The organism is Flavobacterium sp. NPDC079362 (assembly GCF_050267765.1).
Taxonomy (GTDB): domain Bacteria; phylum Bacteroidota; class Bacteroidia; order Flavobacteriales; family Flavobacteriaceae; genus Flavobacterium; species Flavobacterium azizsancarii.
Genome location: NZ_JBNNFM010000026.1, coordinates 60,975 through 80,889 on the forward strand (window position 1 = coordinate 60,975; position 19,915 = coordinate 80,889).

General features: G+C 33.0%; 17 protein-coding genes. 9 read left to right on the forward strand and 8 right to left on the reverse strand.

Translation table 11 applies throughout. The features are described from left to right. Positions 1 to 110 precede the first annotated feature (110 nt). The 4 genes from ACQKCJ_RS18820 to ACQKCJ_RS18835 all read right to left on the reverse strand — a co-directional run bounded on the left by ACQKCJ_RS18820 (position 111) and on the right by ACQKCJ_RS18835 (position 2,834). Positions 111 to 1,331, reverse strand: a complete 1,221-nt coding sequence (locus tag ACQKCJ_RS18820) for a DUF763 domain-containing protein (RefSeq protein WP_427402663.1) — start codon at positions 1,329 to 1,331, stop codon at positions 111 to 113. A 255-nt stretch (positions 1,332 to 1,586) separates the two neighbouring features. Further along, the gene (locus ACQKCJ_RS18825; protein ID WP_271336849.1) at positions 1,587 to 1,871 is read right to left on the reverse strand and encodes a hypothetical protein; all 285 of its coding nucleotides are present in this window, start codon (positions 1,869 to 1,871) and stop codon (positions 1,587 to 1,589) included. Positions 1,872 to 1,881: 10 nt separating this feature from the next. Further along, positions 1,882 to 2,094 (reverse strand): hypothetical protein, encoded by a 213-nt coding sequence (locus ACQKCJ_RS18830; protein WP_271336850.1) that lies wholly within the window; start codon positions 2,092 to 2,094, stop codon positions 1,882 to 1,884. A gap of 89 nt (positions 2,095 to 2,183) precedes the next feature. Then, complete coding sequence (locus ACQKCJ_RS18835) at positions 2,184 to 2,834, reverse strand: DUF1349 domain-containing protein (protein WP_271336851.1); 651 nt, start codon at positions 2,832 to 2,834, stop codon at positions 2,184 to 2,186. A gap of 164 nt (positions 2,835 to 2,998) precedes the next feature. Between ACQKCJ_RS18835 and ACQKCJ_RS18840 the strand changes: the two genes are divergently transcribed. Beyond that, positions 2,999 to 3,772: a response regulator transcription factor gene (locus ACQKCJ_RS18840; RefSeq protein ID WP_271336852.1), complete on the forward strand. Its 774-nt coding sequence runs from the start codon at positions 2,999 to 3,001 to the stop codon at positions 3,770 to 3,772. On the opposite strand, the gene ACQKCJ_RS18845 is transcribed toward ACQKCJ_RS18840, so the two are convergent. From ACQKCJ_RS18845 to ACQKCJ_RS18860, 4 genes are all read right to left on the reverse strand, one after another. Next, entirely contained in the window at positions 3,761 to 5,293 is a 1,533-nt protein-coding gene (locus ACQKCJ_RS18845) for an MFS transporter (RefSeq protein ID WP_271336853.1), read from the reverse strand. The genes ACQKCJ_RS18840 and ACQKCJ_RS18845 overlap by 12 nt on opposite strands. 109 nt (positions 5,294 to 5,402) lie before the next feature. Beyond that, complete coding sequence (locus ACQKCJ_RS18850) at positions 5,403 to 6,026, reverse strand: carbonic anhydrase family protein (protein WP_271336854.1); 624 nt, start codon at positions 6,024 to 6,026, stop codon at positions 5,403 to 5,405. Positions 6,027 to 6,150: 124 nt separating this feature from the next. After that, positions 6,151 to 6,879 carry a metallophosphoesterase family protein gene (locus ACQKCJ_RS18855; RefSeq protein WP_271336855.1) on the reverse strand — a complete coding sequence of 243 codons (729 nt, stop codon included), beginning with the start codon at positions 6,877 to 6,879 and terminating at the stop codon, positions 6,151 to 6,153. A gap of 64 nt (positions 6,880 to 6,943) precedes the next feature. Then, positions 6,944 to 8,110 carry an MFS transporter gene (locus ACQKCJ_RS18860; protein ID WP_271336856.1) on the reverse strand — a complete coding sequence of 389 codons (1,167 nt, stop codon included), beginning with the start codon at positions 8,108 to 8,110 and terminating at the stop codon, positions 6,944 to 6,946. A 98-nt stretch (positions 8,111 to 8,208) separates the two neighbouring features. Here ACQKCJ_RS18860 and ACQKCJ_RS18865 point away from each other — a divergent pair, with 98 nt between their 5' ends. The 8 genes from ACQKCJ_RS18865 to ACQKCJ_RS18900 all read left to right on the forward strand — a co-directional run bounded on the left by ACQKCJ_RS18865 (position 8,209) and on the right by ACQKCJ_RS18900 (position 19,800). After that, entirely contained in the window at positions 8,209 to 9,060 is an 852-nt protein-coding gene (locus tag ACQKCJ_RS18865) for a helix-turn-helix domain-containing protein (RefSeq protein WP_427402664.1), read from the forward strand. Positions 9,061 to 9,268: 208 nt separating this feature from the next. Further along, the gene (locus ACQKCJ_RS18870) at positions 9,269 to 10,252 is read left to right on the forward strand and encodes a helix-turn-helix transcriptional regulator (RefSeq protein ID WP_427402665.1); all 984 of its coding nucleotides are present in this window, start codon (positions 9,269 to 9,271) and stop codon (positions 10,250 to 10,252) included. Next, on the forward strand, positions 10,252 to 11,247 hold the full coding sequence (locus ACQKCJ_RS18875; protein ID WP_427402666.1) for a helix-turn-helix domain-containing protein: 996 nt from the start codon (positions 10,252 to 10,254) through the stop codon (positions 11,245 to 11,247). The genes ACQKCJ_RS18870 and ACQKCJ_RS18875 overlap by 1 nt, the downstream gene beginning before the upstream one ends. A 533-nt stretch (positions 11,248 to 11,780) precedes the next feature. Continuing rightward, positions 11,781 to 12,788, forward strand: a complete 1,008-nt coding sequence (locus tag ACQKCJ_RS18880; RefSeq protein WP_427402667.1) for a hypothetical protein — start codon at positions 11,781 to 11,783, stop codon at positions 12,786 to 12,788. Positions 12,789 to 13,229: 441 nt separating this feature from the next. Further along, a complete protein-coding gene (locus ACQKCJ_RS18885; RefSeq protein WP_427402668.1) occupies positions 13,230 to 13,613 on the forward strand; it encodes a hypothetical protein in 384 nt (127 codons plus the stop codon). Positions 13,614 to 13,880: 267 nt separating this feature from the next. Then, a complete protein-coding gene (locus ACQKCJ_RS18890; RefSeq protein ID WP_427402669.1) occupies positions 13,881 to 15,920 on the forward strand; it encodes a site-specific recombinase in 2,040 nt (679 codons plus the stop codon). A gap of 355 nt (positions 15,921 to 16,275) precedes the next feature. Continuing rightward, positions 16,276 to 17,307, forward strand: coding sequence for a helix-turn-helix domain-containing protein (locus ACQKCJ_RS18895; RefSeq protein WP_427402670.1), 1,032 nt, complete (start codon positions 16,276 to 16,278; stop codon positions 17,305 to 17,307). A 93-nt stretch (positions 17,308 to 17,400) separates the two neighbouring features. Then, positions 17,401 to 19,800: a TonB-dependent receptor domain-containing protein gene (locus ACQKCJ_RS18900; protein ID WP_427402671.1), complete on the forward strand. Its 2,400-nt coding sequence runs from the start codon at positions 17,401 to 17,403 to the stop codon at positions 19,798 to 19,800. Positions 19,801 to 19,915: the final 115 nt, after the last annotated feature.

The following is a 19,915-nucleotide window of genomic DNA, read 5'->3' on the forward strand; positions in this document are numbered from 1 at the left end:
TTATAAATAACGGTAAGGAAAATTGAGATCGATTTAGAAGATAAAGAACATCAAAATAAACAAATCTCCAAAGTCATTTGATTAGGAGGTTTTTTTGTTTTAAAGAATATCTAGAATAATTCCAGTTGATTATTAGGGTTTGCAGGTTTCTTTTTGGGAGGTTTAGCATCTCCAAAAATAGTTCTTCCGCCATATTTGTGCGATTCATCGCGTTCTCTCTGAATCAATGCATCAAAGTTAGTGTTGGGCGTAAAGCTTTCTTCTGCTTTTCTTGATATTTCAGATAGTTTCTGAATGGCTTGTATTTTGTCACTGTTTCCTATTTTAGCACGATTAATTGCTCTTTGTAAAGTGTCTATTGTTTCATCATAGATTTTTACAGGAACAGGAAACGGATGTCCGTCTTTTCCTCCGTGCGCAAATGAAAAACGAGCAGGATCATCAAATCGGGTAGGAGTACCGTAAATTATTTCACTAACCAATGCTAATGACTGCAAGGCTCTTGGTCCCATTCCTTTTAAAAGTAATAGTTCTTCAAAATCCTCCGGTTTATTTTCATGTGTTGCCCAAAGCATGGCACCAAGTCTTTTCATATTTACATCTTCCATCCTGACATCGTGATGCGCCGGCATAGAAAGATATTGCATCTCCTTGATAATTTTTGTTGGAGATTCTTTTGATAATTCTAAGATACCTTCTCTGGATTTTGTGGCAGCATGAGCAGTAAGATTTAAAATAGTGCCTTGATTTTCGCCATAAATAAAGGTATGTGGTTCATTTATAAAAGATTTTAAATCTTGCGAATGCCAATGGTATCTCCTGGCTGTTTGTGAGTTGGGATTCATTCCTTGCTGAATAACGGCCCATTGCCCTTTATTGTCGACAATAAAATTATGCTGGTACAATTGAAATCCGTCCTGAATGGCTGTATTATCAACTTTGGCAGTTAACCTGCTGCAATTTGCGAGATTATTACCATCAAGTCCGGTTTTTTCGCCTACAAATAAAAGTTCCTGAGGTGTTAGCAGAGAATTTTTGCCTTTGCCCCCGCAAATGTATATTCCAAGTTCTTTTGAATGTGGATTTACTGATTTTTTTAGTGCTCCAAGTACAGATGTTGTAATCCCGGACGAATGCCAGTCCATGCCCATTACAGCACCAAAACTCTGAAACCAGAAGGGATTACTTAGTTTGCTGATTACCTCAGAAGTAGAAAATTCCATAGCAATTGTTTCTACAATAGCCAAACCAAGTTTAGACATACGCTCAGCAAGCCATAACGGAACGTGTCCATAATGTAAGGGAAGATCTGCTGTACCGGAACGTTTCATCTGATGGGATTTGTATTGGTACAAAAATAAGCAAAAATATTGCTAAATAATTAATGCATTGTACATTGATTATTTAGCAATAGCTGTAGCAATTCTTTTTTGTCACTTGAAAAGCAGCAATTAAGAATCTTATTTTTAGCAATAGATAGAAATAAAAAGTGATGCGGATATTTTCTAAAAAGCATACAAATAGTTAATAAAAAATACTTGGTCTTATATCAGTTTTATAACTGTATAATTGCCAATTCAGGTCACTTACTTTCCAGACCCTTTCATTCGGTTTTGACTTCTCATTAAGCTGTAATCACAAACCCCGTTTACAGTATATTCTATTTTGTATTCGGACAGAAGTTGCGTAATTATTTCCATTGTAGCATTTTCATCCAGACCAATTTGTATACCAAGATCAATAACATTATGATGTCCGTTACTTTTTATTAAAGCTTCCAGAAATTTATCCTTATCTCTCATCCGTTTTATTTTTTTTTGAAATGCAGTTGTTATTTTTACAAAACTATACATTAAATGTTTACCGTTCATGGTTGATATTTTATGAATTGCCATTTACAGGAAAAATATTTTCGTATACTAATTCCGGATTGTGATGCTCATCTCTCCTAATATCAACAAACTTGCTCCACATGCTATTTGTTTCCTCTTTTACAGATTCACGAATTACGCTGCCTTGTGTTTGTTGGCAAAAAGCTTTTTGACAAATGGCAAGGATTATTAATAAAAGGTATAATAAAAATTTTGTGATCATAATTAGAGTTTATTAAATGCTTAGTTAAGAATCATTATTATGAATACTGAAGGAGAGACTGTATATCGTTGTAAATATTGCCCGAATAATTATTGATTATTCTTTAACCATTCTAAACGTCTTTGGTCCGGAAGATGGGTAATTTTAAAATCTTCAAAAATAGCAGTAAAACCTTTTCCGTCAGGGCTTGCCGCCATCATACCAACTTGTACGGTTTTATATTCCGGAAAATATACTGTGTTTGTCATCGTATAGTTGATTCCGTCGATTGAATAAAAAATTTCAACCGCATCAAGTCGGCGTACCGCTTTCATCCATACGTTTTTAGGTTTTTCTTTTAATCCCATTACACTCCAGGAACTTTTATCGATCGTATGAACGGTACTGATATTATAAACACCGTCTACATATTCGACCCCTGTTTTGATATAATTGTTTTCATCTATTCGTAACATCAGGCAAACCTGGTCGAATCTGGTTTTATAAACGCCGCTCATTTTTACAACTACTTCAAATTCGCCGCTTCTTTCTGTATAACGAAATGGTCCGTCGTAAACTGTGAATCCGTAATGGCTTTTGTTCCAGTAATCAGATTGCGGCGTAACCTGCATGGTAAGCTTATTGTCTTTTATTTCCCACTCAGCCGGCTCATTGAGCCAGTTCATTGAATTTAATTTTTGAGCATTTACTTTTACAGCCATAATGCCTATAAAGATTAAAACTAAGTGCATTCTGTTCATGATTTCTTAAATTTGAATTTTATTAATAATTTACAAAGTAGGGGATTCGTTATTTTTCTAACAATAGTTATTTATAACCATTTTACGTCAGAACGAAATATTTTTCTATTTTTAACGATCTTTATAGTAATTCGATACTATTAGAAAATAAATGAATTACTATTATGAATCCCATCTCGAAATTAGAAGATAATTTTTCTTTTGAATTTATTGACAGCCCGGATACGCGAAGAGAAGCGCTGGAAGAAGCTATTAATACAATGAAGGAATATGTAAAAATAGATCATTCAGTAGCTGTACTATCTGATTTGGCAGATAACAAAAGTTACATTTTTACGGGTGATTTTGGAAGTTTTTTTGAAATGGATACTTCGGGATTTTTAACTATTGATTCTATTTGGGAAGAGGATATTTATCAGCGCATTCATCCTGAAGATCTTTTTGAGAGACATCTTTTAGAATTGGAGTTTTTTAATTTCTTAAAAACGGTAGCGCCTGAAGAGAGATTGGCTTATGCTACTAAATGTAAAATCAGGACTTTGAATGCAAAAAAGGAATACCAGCGTATTTTGCATCGTAGTTTTTATCTAAAAAACAGTTCAGAAGGCGGTTTGTGGCTTGCGGTTTGTCTCTACAATTATTTATTTGAAAAAAATGGATCTGCAACCGGCATTGACGGGAAGATCGTGAATACCAAAACAGGGGAAAGTTTTCATGTTGACACGTATATAAACTGTATTAATTTGCTGACACTGCGTGAAAAAGAAATTTTATCATTGATTAGTAAAGGCGAAATCAGCAAGGAAATTGCGGCTCAGTTGAATATAAGTATCAATACTGTAAACAGGCACAGACAGAATATATTAGAAAAACTTCAGGTAAATAATTCTATTGAAGCGGTACGAACTGCAGATGCTTTGAATTTGTTACAGATTTAGTTTTGTTGTCTTCTTTGATCCGGAGAATATAATTGCAAGTGCTAATATTCCTAAAATTGATCCTGCTACAATTAATACTATATTGTGCGCGCCCTGGAAAGCGATCATTGCCGCATTTTTCATTTCCTGTTGTTTGGCAGCGTCAAGGTTATTGGCTATAATAAGTACATCGCTAATTGAATTATATGACTTATTACCAATCTCTGATAATAAATCTTTGCTTATAGAGAATTTTCTAATAAAAACCTGTGATAGTACGATTCCAAAAAAGGCAATTCCTAAACCTGTACCCAGCTCATATGCAATTGATTCCATAGAACCTGCAGTTCCGGCTTTGTCTATTGGTGCAGTCGCCATGATTGAATTTGTAGCGGCCATTAAAATCATTCCCAGACTAAAACCTAAAACAACCAGCCAGCCAAATACGGGAATGGTCAAAGAGCTGAAATTTAGAGTACTCAGCATAAAAAACGAAAATGAGGATATGAAAAGCACCGTAATAATTAGTTTTCGAAAACCTATTTTACCAATTAAATAACCGGTTAAGGGTCCTGCCAAAGCTGAAGAAAAAGCAAAAGGAATCATGAATAATCCTGCGTTTATGGGGCTAAACTTATGTACAAACTGCAATTCTTGTGCTAATAAAAATTCGAATCCAACAATAACAGCCATCGGTACAAAACACAATAACATAGCAAACAAAATCTGCTTGTTTTGCAGTAAGGATATATCGATCATTGCGGTATCTGTATTCTTTTGTTTTTTGAAGAACCATCTTAATAATAAAAAACCAAATAATCCGGCTATCGCAGAAACATATAAAGACTGATTTTCTTTAAAAATACTTTTTAGTGCGTACACGAAAACAATCACGCCAATTAATAACAAACAGGCATCTTTAAAAATCCAGGGTTTTTTAGGATCTGAAATGCCATTGGGAACACCAAACCAAATTAACGGAATAACGATTAACAATAACGGAATATTAATAAGAAATACGGCTTCCCATGAATAATACTCTACAAGTATCCCGCCAATTAACGGTCCTATTGCGGCTCCCATAGTTCCTACAGCAGCCCAAATTCCTAAAGCACGGCCACATTTTTCCTGGTCCGGAAAAGTCTGACGGATAATAGCGAGTGTTACGGGCATAATCATTGAACCTCCCAATGCTAGTAATGCGCGGGATAAAATTAAATAGAGAGGCTGGGTAGATAAGCCGGCAAATAAAGAGGCTAAAGCAAATATACTGACTCCAAAAATCAAGATTTTTTTATGACCAATTTTATCTCCCAATACACCCATTGGCAAAAGTAAACCTGCCATTATTAAGGGATATGTATCTATAATCCAGATTACTTCATTGCCTGTTGCGCCTAAAGAAAGCGTAAGTGAAGGAATCGCTATATGCAAAATAGTTGCATCTATGGTTACGGGAATAAGCGCAAGAATAATAATTGCAAGTATCAGCCATTCGTTTATTTTAGCTTTTTTCTTTGGCGATCCAATTAATTTATTCATAATCCTGCTCTCTTTATATTATAAATACAAAGTAAGGTTAAAATAAAGGGAACAGGTTATTAAAAACACCAAAATCACTAGCTCCAAAAGAGATTTGGTTCTTTTTGAACTATTCGTAAAACTTCACTTTTCCTGTTTCTACGTCATAAAGTGCCCCAATTATTTTAATTTTTTCCTGTTGCTCTAATTCAGCAATAATAGGACTTTCTTTTCTTACTCTTTCGATAGTAAGATGTACGTTGATTTCAGTAACATTTTTTACAAAATCTGCATTCGAACCATCTCTGTTTTCTTTTGTAGTTTTTTCGTTTAAAATGGCTGGTTGTATCTTATGGAGTAAAGTCGTTAAATTTCCCATTTCAACATGATTACAAGCGCCGGTAATAGCACCACAATTAGTATGGCCCAGTATTATTAAAACCTTAGTACCTGCCATTTTTGTGGCAAATTCCATACTGCCCAAAATGTCTTCGTTGAGGATGTTTCCTGCGATACGAATGCTGAAAATATCCCCTAATCCCTGATCAAAAATAAGTTCGGCAGAAGTCCTGCTGTCGATACAGCTTAAAATAGTAGCAAAAGGAAATTGCCCGTTAGAAGTTTCATTTACCTGCTGTAATAAATTACGGTTTGCTTTTAGATTGTTTACAAATCTTTCGTTACCCAGTTTTAAAAAATCGAGGGCAGCTGTTGGGGTTAAGTTGCTTTGAGTTTCTTTGGAATGTGTATACATAATTTTAATTATCTTATTTTTATATAAGTGTGGATTTTAATTAAAGTACAAATTTATAAATTATCCAGCCATTTTTAATTGAATACAGAAATTGAATGGAAAATAAACTCAGGCAATGCTAAAATTACTTGTTTAATAAAAAATCACCATAGAAATCAGGGATATCACTTTTGTAAATCTGTTGGGCCACTTCGTTTATATTGTAGTCTACTTTTACTATTTCTGCTTCAATTCCTTTTTCGGTAATAGTCAATATACAATAGGTGGCTTTTCTGTCGGTTTCTCTGCTTCGTCCTACAGAACCTGAATTAACAAATAATACATTCGAATGGTTTTGTATGTAAGAAAGATGTGTGTGCCCCATTATAACTGCATCTATACCTTTATCCTTTAATTCTTTTGCAGTATCATTTTTTAAATCTGATTCATAAATATAAGTATCATTACTGAGCAGACCTGCATGTACGAGAAGTATTTTTTTTGTTACCTCATTGATCCTGTATGTCAGTTCTAAATTATAAGGCAATGAAGCCAGCCAATTTTTATTTGCTGCAGCAATTTCGGTTTTACTGTGATTAATAGCGATGAGTCTGTTGGCGGTTTCTTTTTGGTCGTGATGAACTAACGGCACGATAGGAATATCAAAAGCGATTCTTTCGTCGTGATTCCCTAATAAACAGGGGATTCCTTTATTTTTAATTTTTTCAATAACTTCATTTCCCCATGGGGCAAAATCAACCAGGTCGCCAAGGCAATAAGTCTGGTGTATTGACCTGTTTTTAATATCATTTAATACCTCGTTCAGCGCGATAAGATTGGCGTGAATATCACTTATTATTGCAATTTGTATCATTTGTTTTAAGTTTTTAATAAGAGATCAAAACAGCATCTAATGTTGATTTTAGATCTGTTTATTTTTAAAGTTTATTTTTACTGGAAAGCCATACAATTGCAGCTGCGATTATACTCCATAATAACATTTGCAGCAATGCAAAGTGCCAGCCGCCTAAAGTCCAGCTAATTAATCCGAAAAATGTTCCTATTCCTGCACCAATAAAGTAGGTGGTCATATATACAGTATTCAAACGACTATGTGCTTCTTCGTCTAAGGCATAAATTCTTGTAAAGTTTGTGATTTGTGTTGCCTGAACACCAATATCCAAAAAGAAGATTGCGCCAATTAATACCGCAACAGATTCAGGAAACAGGATCATGGCAATAATGCTGCCCATAATAAGGCCAATAGTAAGGGCGAGATTTTTGAAAATTTGTCCTTTGTCCGCTAATTTTCCAAAATAAGGAGCAACTAAAGCGCCGCCAATTGCGATGACTCCAAAAAGCCCAATAGTTGACGATGAATACTTAAACGGAGTACCGCTTAAATGAAATGTCAAGGTGGTCCAGAACGAGCAGAATATTCCAAAAGAAAAAGCACCCAATAATGCTGCTTGTCTTAATATTTTATACCGCTTTACCAATTGCATGGTTGAGCGTAAGAGGTTGAGATAACTTCCTTTAAATTTAACGGGTACTTCGGGCAGGAATAACCATAACAATACAATACTGATTGTGACTAGCAAAGCAGAGAACCAATAAACACTTTGCCACCCCCAAATATCAGTAAGCCAACCGCTTATTAAACGTGATCCAAGGATACCACATAAAATACCGCTAAACACAACGCCTACGTTTTTCCCACGGTTTTCTTTATTTAAAGAGGCTGCCATTGGAAGAATAATTTGTGCGGGAGTAGAAAAAATACCGGCAAAGAAACTAAGGACCAATAGGGATTCAAGGTGAGAGGTATTGGCGATGAGTATTAATGTAAGTACTAATAAAAAACAGATTCCGATAATTAATCGTTTTCTGTTCATTTTATCTCCTAACGGCAACAAAAAAAACATTCCTACACCATAACCAATCTGAGCAAGCATGGCAATCTTGCCAACAGCATTTTCTGACTTGTGCAATGCTCCTGCGATATTTTGGAGAATGGGCTGACTGTAATAAACATTTGCGACAATTGTGCCGGCTGAAAAAGCCATAACCGGAATGGCGTATTTACTTTTATCTTTGATTAACATATTTATTCTTGTATTAATAATGCAAACTTAGGTAGTTGAAAATGTACAAAATGGTATAATGCGATAAACAATTTGTATATTTTGCCGATATTTGCAAAATGAAATTAGTTCAGTTTGAGCCGCTCTTTATAAGGTATTTCAGCACATCAGTATGGCCTTTTCCTTTGCACAATCACAATCATTATGAGTTTATGTTTGTAGCAGGAGGAAGCGGTACGCATGAACTGAATAAAATAAGCACTGAATATAAGGGAGATACAATGTTTTTTCTGGCTCCTGAAGATCATCACGATTTTTATATTGCAGAAGAATGCCAATTTAGCGTGATCAAATTCCTGCCAGGTGTATTAAAAGCAGGTATTAATTCGAGTACTACAGATTATTGGGATAATCTCTTAACCAGTTTAACGAGAAAGTGGCATTTATATGCTGTGGAGATCAATAATGACGTACAGTTTTTAAACAAGATCAGTACTATTATGCAACTTATGATTTCTGAATGGCAGGATAACAATCAGCAAGTGACAGAAATTCATACTAACCTTTTGAGAAGTTTGTTGTTACTGATTGATAAAAGAATGAAAAATGCCAACGATACGACGGCTCAATATGGCATGACGCAGATCGAGAGAATCCAAAATTATATTCATTCACATATTCATTTTCCGGAAAAATTAACGGTGAAAAATTTAAGCAATACTTTTAGACTTTCTGAATCAGGTTTAAGGGGGATTTTTAAAAAGAATATGGAAATGTCTCTTGGTACCTATATCAGTTCTCTGAAGATTGAAATGATCAAAAACAGAATCAGGAACAGTGAGTGTTCATTATCTGAAATTGCATTAGAATTTGGTTTTACGGATTCAAGTCATTTTAATAAATTTTTTCAAAAACATACAGCTATAAATCCGTTAGGTTATCGAAAAGAAAATAAAGTAAACCCATTATAGGATTGTATATTTTATGAAAAGGATAATGCTAAATACTTATAAGAAAATAGCGCAGCCTAATTAATTATTTTGATTGTACAATGCCATTTTTATTCTAAATCTAAATTTTATTTAATTGGCGATAATAACAGATGTATAGAAGAAGTGTATAAAAAAACATTTATTTTTGTTAGTAAGAATTATACCAAAAAAACATTTTAATTTAGGGATGAAAAAAATTACGCACCATTATGGAGTAGAATTGGACTGGGTTGAACCTTTGGCTTTAGCATTTGAAGGAGAGGTTCATGGCAATTTTATTGTAGTCCCGGATCATATTCATACCGGACAAAGATATTTTTTAAGTCTGGGTCCACACATCTCAGTGATGTATATAGATGTTGTATACAATTCAGAAATTCACTTAAGACAGGAAAATAATACGAATGATTTTGTTGGTCTTTATTATAATCTTACCGAAGGAGAAGCCGTTTTATTATCAGATGACGTAGCCAATCCAATTGGAAGATGGAATTATAATTTGGCTATATTAGACAGTACTTTATATTCTGATTATATTGTTAAAGAAGGCAGTAAAACTTTTGCCCTTTGCATTTTTATAAAAAAGGATCTGATAAAAGAATATTTTCAAAACAATCCCTCATTAAAAGAACATGCTGATGTAATTCTTAACCCGGAATTAAATACGATAGTTAAGTTTACCAGAATGAGCAATGACAGTTATAATCTTTTAGCGAATTTGCGAAGTCACGAAGTTGGAGGTACTGTTTTTGACTTATATTTACGAGGTACTGTTCAAAATTTGTTAGCAGAGTATATCGAAAAAATGACCTTTGAAGAGCTCGTAATCGATAAGATTAATGAAAATGATTTATCGCTTATTATAAAGTCTCAATCTTACTTAATAGAAAATCTGAATAACCTATTTCCGAGTATTGAATTTCTGGCGCAGCAAGCAGGGATGTCAGAGTCTAAGTATAAAAAATTGTTTAGAAAGATTACAGGAATGACGCCCAATTCTTTCTTTTTGAACAATAAACTTGTAGAAGCAAAACGACTTTTGCAAGAGAGACAACTTAATATTGCAGAGGTTTCTGATAGTTTAAGTTTTACCAATAGTTCCTACTTTGCTGTAAAGTTTAGGGAGCTTTTCGGAATGTCACCAAAGGATTTTGTTAAACAACTTGAATAATGAAAGAGGTAAGTCATATATATACGTTAACTTCTGAATGGCTATATGATAATGTAAAACAGCTTGGAAAAGGTGCGCAGGTAATTGACGGAAAACTAACGGTGTTGCCGGAGCTGGCTCAGGGTGGTTTTTATTTTACACAGGTTTCGCGTGGTCTTTCGGTGGTACTTTTAGATTTAACGTTCAGTAAACCTATTCGTATAAGAAGGCTTCGGTCAGACAATGATTTATATATCATACATTATGATTTTAGCGATGAAATAAATCTAATTCATATCGATGGCGTAAAACACAAAATAGGCTATAAGGCAAATCTGGGATTGGGAGTTATAGATAATGCGATAGAAAACATTTTTCAGCCTGTTGTCGGGGAACGCATTTTTGCGATGCGTTTACTGGTGAGTAAAGATTTATTAAGCACTTCGATTGCCAATAGAAATTTAAAAAACACGAATAAGCGTAAAATAAAAGGTGATAAAAAGACCTTGTTTTTTTACGATCATATCGATAGTGAAAGCAAAGTAATCATGCATGCCATAAAAAACAAATCTTTTTCAGATCCCGCGTTCGAAATTTATTTACAGGGAGTAAGTTTAAGATTGTTGGCCAACTTTATCGATAGGTATTCTAATCTCGCCCAAATGCTGCACCATATACCTGAAAAAGAAGTCGAGACTTTGCAGCTTACAAAGGAATATATGCTCAACAATTTGCTTGTAGGATTTCCCGGTGTCGATATGCTCGCAGAGATGTCAGGAATGTCCGTTACAAAGTATAAGACCTTATTTAGAAAAATGTTTACAACAACCCCAAATCATTTTTTTATCAGACAAAAAATGATTTTAGCCAATGAGCTTCTTAAAAGCGAAAATTTTAATGAGCTATCAGAAGTTGCCCGTAAACTAAATTATACCAAAGTTAGCAAGTTCTCTTTGGCCTATTCTCAGCAATTTGGCAGAAAACCAGCTGACGATTTTTTAAAATCAGCGCTTTAAATCAGCAATAAAATCTTTTCCTTTCTATAAATAGCTTTTAATCAGTAATTTTATTAAAACCTGTTCAGGTATTTTTAGTGTTTACTTCCACCTTTAATTTTAGTAATAAAACTTTCTTAGTCCTTTGCAATACCCTTAAAAAAACCTTATTCTATTAGTTATATGACGTATTCAGGCTAAAAAATTGCGTCTATTTGTATGTTGATTATTTAATTAAGAGTAAGGTCGGAAATACCTTCTGAGAACGTACCCGCGATTGTATTATTACAGAATGTTTTATTGAAATTATTTTGCTCTGGCAATTTACTGAAATTTCAAATTTTAAAAATGGGTTTATGTTTATTTCCATCAATAATAAACCATTTTGATGTCTGACTTCTTACTTTTTTATTTCTAAATAATTAACCTGTAGAGAGGGACAGACAGACTATTGTTCTGCTTTCTCATACTTTAATTTACAAAGACAGATTCCATTTATAGAGGAGTCGCCGGATTCTTGAAACCTTTTCAAAAATCCAGCTTAAACATTTAGAATGATGATTGAAATTAGCCACACCTATTCTTTGTCCTCAGATTGGATAAAGGAAATCGCGGAACAATTTGGGGTAGAATTAATTGATGAAAATTTACTGATTGTACCAAAAGAACTGGGAGACGGAGGATTTTTCTTCACAACAATAACGCCCGGACTTTCGGTAGTACTTTTAGATATAACATTTAATGAAAGCATACATTTAAGGAGACTTAAATCAGATAATAACTTGTTTATTATACATTATGATTTTAGCGACGAAATGAATCTCATTTGTATTGATGGTATAAAACACAGGATAGGATATAAAGCCAATCTGGGATTGGGAGTTTTTGACAATGCAATCGAAAATGTTTTTCAGCCTGTTATTGGAGAACGTGTTTTTGCAATGCGGTTAATGGTTAGTAAAGAATTATTAAGTACCTCGATCGCCAATTTAGATCTAGAGAACACGGCGAAACGAAAAATAAAAAGGGATAAGAATACACTGTTTTTCTATGATCATATCGATAGTAAGAGCAAGTTGATTCTGCATGCCATAAAAAATAAATCATTCTTCGATCCTGCATTTGAGATTTATCTAAAAGGGGTAAGTCTGCGGTTACTGGCAAAGTTTATTGGCAGATATTCTAATCTTACTCCCATGATGCATCAGATATCTGATAAAGAAGCTGAAGCTTTAAATCTGGTGAAAGAATATTTGTTGAATAATTTATTTGGTGTCTTTCCCGGGGTTAATTTTCTTGCCGAAATTGCAGGAATGTCAGTTACAAAGTTTAAGTTTTTATTCAAAAAAATGTTTGTAAGTACGCCCAAAAACTTTTTTTTGAGAGAGAAAATGTTTTTAGCCAATGAACTTCTTAAGAACGAAAATTTTTCAAAAGTATCAGATGTAGCGCGGAAATTAAGCTACCCAAAGGCAAGTTTGTTTGCTCTAGTTTATTTTCAACAATTTGGAAGAAAACCTTCTGAGGATTTTATGAATTCAAATTATAAAAAAACAGATTAAGACAATTATTTCTTAATTAAAAACGGAACAATACTATGTCTTAAGATGGTATCTATTTGATATGATTGGACCAATAAAACAAATTACTTTAACAAAAAAAAGTTACAGTTATAACCGTAAAACGGGAATTATCAAAACTAAATTATGTCTTATTATGGTGTTTTTTTGACGTATTATGGACGTTATATTGTTTTCCTTTGCTACGTAATTATTCATACTCTGTAATAATCTTAGACACGGGGTTTCTTCTCGAATAAATACACTTGAGTTAAAATTATCAATAGCGGAAAACTAAAAAAGATATTTTATTGTTACAGCAATGTAAAATCTGGAAACAACGACATCAGAAGTCATTTATTGACAAACAATAAAGCTCATCCTTTATTTGGGGAAAAGGATGAGCAGGCTTCTATCGAATGAAAATACAAATTAAAGGAAGATATGAAAAAGAAAAAAGTACTTGTATACGACAGCCAGCACTGTTTTTCAAGATTTTTGAAATATGAATTTAAAAAAGAATTTGCATTTGATGTTTACAAAAATTTTAAAAAATTTGACAATGTAATTAGAGACTATACTATTATGATGTTTGTTATTAATTCAGATAAAGAATTATACGATCTCCTGTTAATTTATAAAAGAGAAGTCCCACTTATAGTTTGTACGCTTAATAAAGAAATAAAATTAAAGCTCGAGATGATAGAAGATATTCTATTGTTTGATCTTACTAAGATAAAAACAGAAATGCGATCAGAGCTGAAAACGTATCTCGATAGTATATCGATCTGTGAACAAAGAGATATTAAAGAAGAAGTTATGAACTGAAAAAACTACAAATATAAGGCAACCGAATACTTTGTCGAAAAGTTGATTTGTAAAAATCAATTCGTTTATAAAGTAAGCCAAAAAAATTAAAACAATAAAAAACTGTCCGGAGAATAATTTCCGGACAGTTTTTTTATCTAATATTCTTTTCCACAGAACCTATAATCAAGAATTATTTTAAATGTCTTAATTCAATACTTTTTAAACGTTTTTAAATAAAAAGAATGTGTTTATTTGTACAAAACAGTGATAATTAAATTTGATAAAATGAAATTGAGGAGAAAACCAAAGATGACATTAAAATATTTTTTCGAAAAAAACTTTAATGACGAACAGTTATGGAAATCTAAAATAGAAAATATAGAGTTGCTGGTAGAATTGGTAAATTTAATTCGTCCTAAAAAGCCAAAAAAAATAACAGAAGTCGATTTGTCCCAACTGATTTATCTGCTTCAGGAAAATCCAAATTATCGTGACGGATTAATGGATTGTATCCGTACTAATTTAGAAAACAAAAAGTTTAATAAAATCCTTTCTGACGCAGGTATTCTCCAGGATGCAAATTTCTTTTTTGAAGTGCGCAAGAGAATTTTTGCCAAATTAATTCCAGAGCAGCCGGAAAAAGATACATTGCAATTTATTCTAAATCAGGTATTTTTTTCTAATACAGATTTGTTATGGATCAGTAAAATACCTCAGGAGCAAGTCCTCCAATTATTTTCTCTCTTAAAATTTCATTCTATTTATGGAGTCAGAGACGAAAATTCAGCATTTAATGAACTGGTTTTTGCCATGGAAGTTATTACCTACCGCATTTGCGGATCCGCAATGGAAACAGATGTAATACGAATGGTACCAGAATATGAAAACCTCGAAAGTCCTTTTATTGCCTTTCAGCGTGAATTGTTGCTAATGAATGAGAAACTAATGGCGTCAGCGGATAATGCAATCAATGAAGATGATTTAGGATATAAACAACTGATTATCCTGCACAAACAATGCACAGATTATATCGAAACAGCCTTTAAAAACAGTAATAAATTTGGGATTTCGCTGCATGTAAACCAAAGTTTGTTGCGAATTCGCCAACAGCTTAACCGCCTAAGATCCCTATTACCGCTTTTAATACAAGGTAATGAGGAAGACGCCAAAAGAAACACGATTTACCTCTCTTATAAACTGATTAAGTACAACTGCGATAAAAACAATATCCAGAAACTAATTAATGAGAGTACCCAGCTTTTATCTTACGAGATTACCCAACATACAGCCAATACAGGAGAACATTACATTACAAACAGCCGAAAAGAATATTATAAAATGTTTTTTTCAGCAGCCGGTGGTGGTTTTATTGTTGGGATACTTTGTATTATCAAACTCCTTTTAGGAAAAGTACATGCCAGTGGCTTTGGTCATATGTTTTTGTACAGTATGAATTATTCGATAGGCTTCATCATCATTTATATTCTTGGGTTTACACTGGCAACAAAGCAGCCGGCAATGACAGCTTCTGCATTGGTAAGAGCCTTGCAGGAAGGTTTCAAGCAAAAAGTGCAGGACAAAAAAGAATATAAATACAAAGAGTTTGCTATATTTTTTGCAAGGGTATTCCGCTCCCAGTTTATCGCCTTTGTAGGTAACGTAATCATTGCCTTTCCGGTTTCATTATTCGGAATCTGGGCTATTGATCAAATTTTTCACTATAATATTGCTCAGGAAAAATCCGCAACTTTAATCAATGATCTTAATCCTATTTATTCTCCTGCAATTTTGCATGCCGCTATAGCCGGGGTTTTTCTGTTTTTATCAGGGATCATTGCAGGTAGTATCGCCAATCGTGACAAACACAACCATATTTACTATCGTATTCAGGAACATCCATTACTTAAATTGAGTTTAGGAAAAAAGTGGACGAAAAAATTGGCTTCACTGTATGAAAAAAAATGGGCAGGGATTATTTCTAACTTTTGGTTTGGTGTTTTTATGGGAAGTACCGTTTTCATTGGGATTTTCTTTGGATTAAATATTGACATCAGGCACATTACTTTTGCCAGTGGTAACTTTGCTATGGGTTTATATGGTGCCGATTTTTATGTTACCAGAGACGTGTTTTTATGGTCAGTTTTAGGTATTGGACTTATTGGTTTAGTCAATTTTACAGTTAGTTTTAGTTTATCACTTGGACTTGCATTTCGTTCCAGAAATATTCCGCTCTCAGAGTTAAGACAAGTGGCAAGAGCAATTTTTAGATATTTTAGAAGTAAACCATTGCAGTTTTTTTTTCCGCCTAAGAATAATGCTGTATAAATAATAAAATTTATTGTTTTATTTATAGTGTAATCCTTAGTAAAGATTAGATATGTGCCTTTAGACACTAAATATCGGTAGGCTGTATAAATAATAAAATTTATTGTTTGATGTATCTAGATATTTATAATGTAATCTTAGTAAAGGTTTGATATGTGCCTTTAGGTACTAAATATCGGTAGGCATTAATTTCAAGTGCCGTAGGTACGCAACAAAACGACAGCTATTGCATATGCACGGCACGCTAAATTACTTACAATTAGCAGAACAAAATAAATTGTCATTCCCATCAGATGATTCAGTTTCAAAAAACTGTATATTTGATTTTAAGATAGTAAAAAAACACTTTTGTTCTATGAATTTGGATAATCAACTAATGTTCTTTTTTAGTGCTTTAGGAGCTTTTAATGGTCTTTTGCTCGCTGTATATTTTGCATTTTTTGCGCAAAAGAAACAATTTTCAAATTACTTTTTAGCGCTGTTGTTATTTACATTAAGTATTAGAATCATTAAATCTGTATTTTTTTATTTCAATCCAAATCTGTCCGGCATTTTTATTCAAATTGGTCTTTCAGGCTGTATTCTAATAGGGCCGTTTCTCTATTTATACCTGAGAAATTGTATAACAAACAATGCAAGAAGATGGGGATTTCATATTTTTCCGTTTCTGTTGAGCATTACGATTTTGGGAATTATTTATCCTTATGTTGAGCACAGCGCGGTATGGAGCAAATATATAGTGTGCGGTATTTATGTACAATGGCTCCTTTATATCATTGGATCTTTTAGATTTGTAAAACCTGCATTTCAAAAACTTATTCAGAAGAAAGAAAAACTAACCAGTATCGATATCTGGTTATTGAGTATTTTCGTTGGCGTATTTTTAATTTGGCTTGCCTATAATATTGCTTCTTACACTTCTTATATTGTGGGAGCGATTTCTTTTTCTTTCGTACTTTATCTAATGATATTGCTTTTTGTTTTGAAAATTAAAAAAAACACTTCATTTTTTGAAGAAAAAGAAAAGTATAAAAATAAAGCAATAGATCACACGACTATTGAACAGATTACCCAAAAAATAAATATCATAAAAGACAAAGAACTCTATCTAAATCCAAACCTGACACTTTCTGATACCGCAAAAGAATTAGAAGTTTCCCAACACAACTTATCCCAATTTTTAAATAATAATTTAAACATATCCTTTACGTTATTTATTAACGAATTAAGAATTGAGAAAGCCAAAGAATTATTGTCACATCCTAATTTATATACTATCGAAGCTATAGGATATGAAAGTGGCTTTAAGTCGAAATCTACTTTTTTTACAGCATTCAAAAAAATAACCAGCCAGACCCCTTTAGAATTTCAAAAAACAAAAAAATAAGTTCAGTATTATAAATCAGAACTTATCTGGTGTGTTTTAAGACATCCAGGCTTAATGAATTATGCATATTTGCTTGAAATTTAAAAGTAAAATATGCACAAATCAAAGATCAATCGTTTATTATTTATTGTATTTATCTTAAGTAATACAGTAGCTGCACAAATCAAATTTTCAGGAAAAGTTACTACATCTGAAAAGAGTCCTTTAGAATATGCAGAAGTTATCCTTTTTTCAGAAAATTCTATTGCCCTGATTAATCGACTAACAAATGAAAAAGGTGAGTTTGTTATAGAATATCAAAAAGGAAAGTACAAATTAGAAATACGTCAGTTCAAGGAAATTTTATATACAAAAGAGATAGAACTGACTTCAGATTTTGATGTGGGTGCAATAATAGTGAATGTTGCAAACGTATTAGAAACTGTTGTAATTTCTAAAAAGAAAGAAGTCGTAGAAAGAAAAGTAGACCGACTGGTTTTTAATCTGGAAAATACGATTAGTGCTGCCGGAGGTGATGCACTCGATGCACTAAAAGTTACGCCGGGACTACAAGTCCGCAATGAAAGCATCACCATGATCGGCAAAAGTTCCATCAGGATTTTGATAGATGGTAAAATGCTTGAAGCGGGAGAAGAGGAACTGGCTAATTTACTGAGATCCATTTCAGCTGATAACATCAAAAGCATCGAGGTAATCACAACGCCACCAGCCAAATATGAAGCCAGTGGAAGCAGCGGATTAATTAATATTAATTTAAAAAAAGCTAAAAAAGATTCCTGGAGCCTTTCTTTAGGGAGTGGTTATTTACATCGGTCAGAAGATGGAGAAGGAGCAATGACGAGTAATTTTGTGTACAACAAAAATAAGCTTGCACTGTCTTCTTCATTGAATTACAGAGAGGGTGGCGAATTTTTTGATTATCAGGACAACATCTATTTTCCGGATCAATTATGGAGGACTGGTCAGGAATTTAAAAGAAATTACAAAAGGATAAATACGATTCTTGGGCTTCAGTATCTGGCAACATCCAAATGGGCTTTTGGTTTTCAATACATGGGTAATTTTAATAAAACAAGTGGTGACAGAGAGACGAAATCAACAGTTTATGAGAACAATGCAAGTACAAGTTTTAATGATATAATAGCGTTTACAAATTCTTCGCAAAAGCCGGAATTTAATTCAATGAACTTCTTTAATGAGATTAAACTTGATTCTGTTGGAAAGAAAATAGTTTTGAATCTGGATTATTTTAAATATTCGAATACGGATACAAGACCTTATGAAGGAACTTCGGAAATAATCAGACCGTACGATTTTAAGTACTTTAAAGGAATTAATAATAACAATCAGAAAACTAATAATTTTTCAGGTAAGATAGATGTTGACTTGCCTGCAAAGTTTATAAATTGGAGTGTGGGAGGAAAAATTTCAGTTTCGAAGACCAATAACGATATTTCTTCTTTCAATAGCGGACTGGTTGATAACCCGGTGACAGATCTTCTGCTAACGACTAATAAATTTGATTATTATGAATATATTCAGGCCGTTTATTTTTCAGGAAATAAAAAATTCGAAAATAATATTGAAGTTCAATTTGGGACAAGATTAGAAGCCACCCAGACAAAATCTTATGACGGAAGTTTAAAGCAAACCGTAAGTAACAATTACACGAAATTTTTCCCCTCAATTAATATTTCATATTCACCTCAGCAAAATTCAACATTTAGATTTGGTTACAGCAAGAGAATAGGCAGACCTAATTTTATGGAATTGAACCCGAATGTAACTTACGTTAATCCGTTTCTAACCGTTGAAGGTAATCCTTTTTTGAAACCTTATTTTATAGATAATTTCGAATTGATTTATTCCTATAAAAAACTCGAAAGCAAGCTTTATTATAGCATAGAAAACAATATGTACAATCAAATAGGCCTGCCGGATTCAACAACTTATCTTGTTCGTCTGACCAATAGAAACATGTTTAATGTAAAAAGATACGGAATCTCAGAACTTTATATTTTCGATAAATTTGACTGGTGGACGAGTAACAATGTGTTTGTTTTGAATTATTTAACTTCAGAAACTATAAATATACCGGCAAAAGGCGTAGACGGTTTTTATTCGACCTTTTCAACCAATAATGACTTTGTTTTAAACAAAACTAAAACGCTCTTGTTTAATTTTAATTTCGTGGTAATGCCTGTTGGGACTTATGGAGTAAACAGACTCGAATCATCAAGTTCGACCGCACTTTCTGTTCAATATTTAGTATTGAATAAAGATTTAAGAATTACACTAAAAGCAAATGATATTTTCAAAACAGACAAAATGAAGTTCAACTCAACAGTAAACGGTGTTTATCGGGATTCTAATTATTATTTTGATTCCAGATACATACAATTGTCCTTGAATTACAGATTTGGCAACAAAAATGTAAATGTAGGAAAAAGAGAAGCCGGTAATGTTGATGAAAGAACAAGAACAGGAAATTAATTAAAAAAATTAAGAGATATAAAGAGGTTGTCTGAAAAGACGACCTCTTTCTTTTATTATACTAGTAGATTTACAGAGTGTTTCTTGAAAAATGTAAATTTGGGCTAAAATGGTC

Excerpts from the sequence above, each read along its gene's own strand:
- ACQKCJ_RS18830 (WP_271336850.1), bottom strand. The coding sequence starts at position 2,094 with ATGATCACAAAATTTTTATTATACCTTTTATTAATAATCCTTGCCATT.
- ACQKCJ_RS18880 (WP_427402667.1), top strand. The coding sequence starts at position 11,781 with ATGATGATTGAAATTAGCCACACCTATTCTTTGTCCTCAGATTGGATA.
- ACQKCJ_RS18835 (WP_271336851.1), bottom strand. The coding sequence starts at position 2,834 with ATGAACAGAATGCACTTAGTTTTAATCTTTATAGGCATTATGGCTGTA.
- ACQKCJ_RS18900 (WP_427402671.1), top strand. The coding sequence starts at position 17,401 with ATGCACAAATCAAAGATCAATCGTTTATTATTTATTGTATTTATCTTA.
- ACQKCJ_RS18865 (WP_427402664.1), top strand. The coding sequence starts at position 8,209 with ATGAAATTAGTTCAGTTTGAGCCGCTCTTTATAAGGTATTTCAGCACA.
- ACQKCJ_RS18895 (WP_427402670.1), top strand. The coding sequence starts at position 16,276 with ATGAATTTGGATAATCAACTAATGTTCTTTTTTAGTGCTTTAGGAGCT.
- ACQKCJ_RS18840 (WP_271336852.1), top strand. The coding sequence starts at position 2,999 with ATGAATCCCATCTCGAAATTAGAAGATAATTTTTCTTTTGAATTTATT.
- ACQKCJ_RS18845 (WP_271336853.1), bottom strand. The coding sequence starts at position 5,293 with ATGAATAAATTAATTGGATCGCCAAAGAAAAAAGCTAAAATAAACGAA.
- ACQKCJ_RS18860 (WP_271336856.1), bottom strand. The coding sequence starts at position 8,110 with ATGTTAATCAAAGATAAAAGTAAATACGCCATTCCGGTTATGGCTTTT.
- ACQKCJ_RS18875 (WP_427402666.1), top strand. The coding sequence starts at position 10,252 with ATGAAAGAGGTAAGTCATATATATACGTTAACTTCTGAATGGCTATAT.
- ACQKCJ_RS18885 (WP_427402668.1), top strand. The coding sequence starts at position 13,230 with ATGAAAAAGAAAAAAGTACTTGTATACGACAGCCAGCACTGTTTTTCA.
- ACQKCJ_RS18825 (WP_271336849.1), bottom strand. The coding sequence starts at position 1,871 with ATGAACGGTAAACATTTAATGTATAGTTTTGTAAAAATAACAACTGCA.
- ACQKCJ_RS18870 (WP_427402665.1), top strand. The coding sequence starts at position 9,269 with ATGAAAAAAATTACGCACCATTATGGAGTAGAATTGGACTGGGTTGAA.
- ACQKCJ_RS18855 (WP_271336855.1), bottom strand. The coding sequence starts at position 6,879 with ATGATACAAATTGCAATAATAAGTGATATTCACGCCAATCTTATCGCG.
- ACQKCJ_RS18820 (WP_427402663.1), bottom strand. The coding sequence starts at position 1,331 with ATGAAACGTTCCGGTACAGCAGATCTTCCCTTACATTATGGACACGTT.
- ACQKCJ_RS18850 (WP_271336854.1), bottom strand. The coding sequence starts at position 6,026 with ATGTATACACATTCCAAAGAAACTCAAAGCAACTTAACCCCAACAGCT.
- ACQKCJ_RS18890 (WP_427402669.1), top strand. The coding sequence starts at position 13,881 with ATGAAATTGAGGAGAAAACCAAAGATGACATTAAAATATTTTTTCGAA.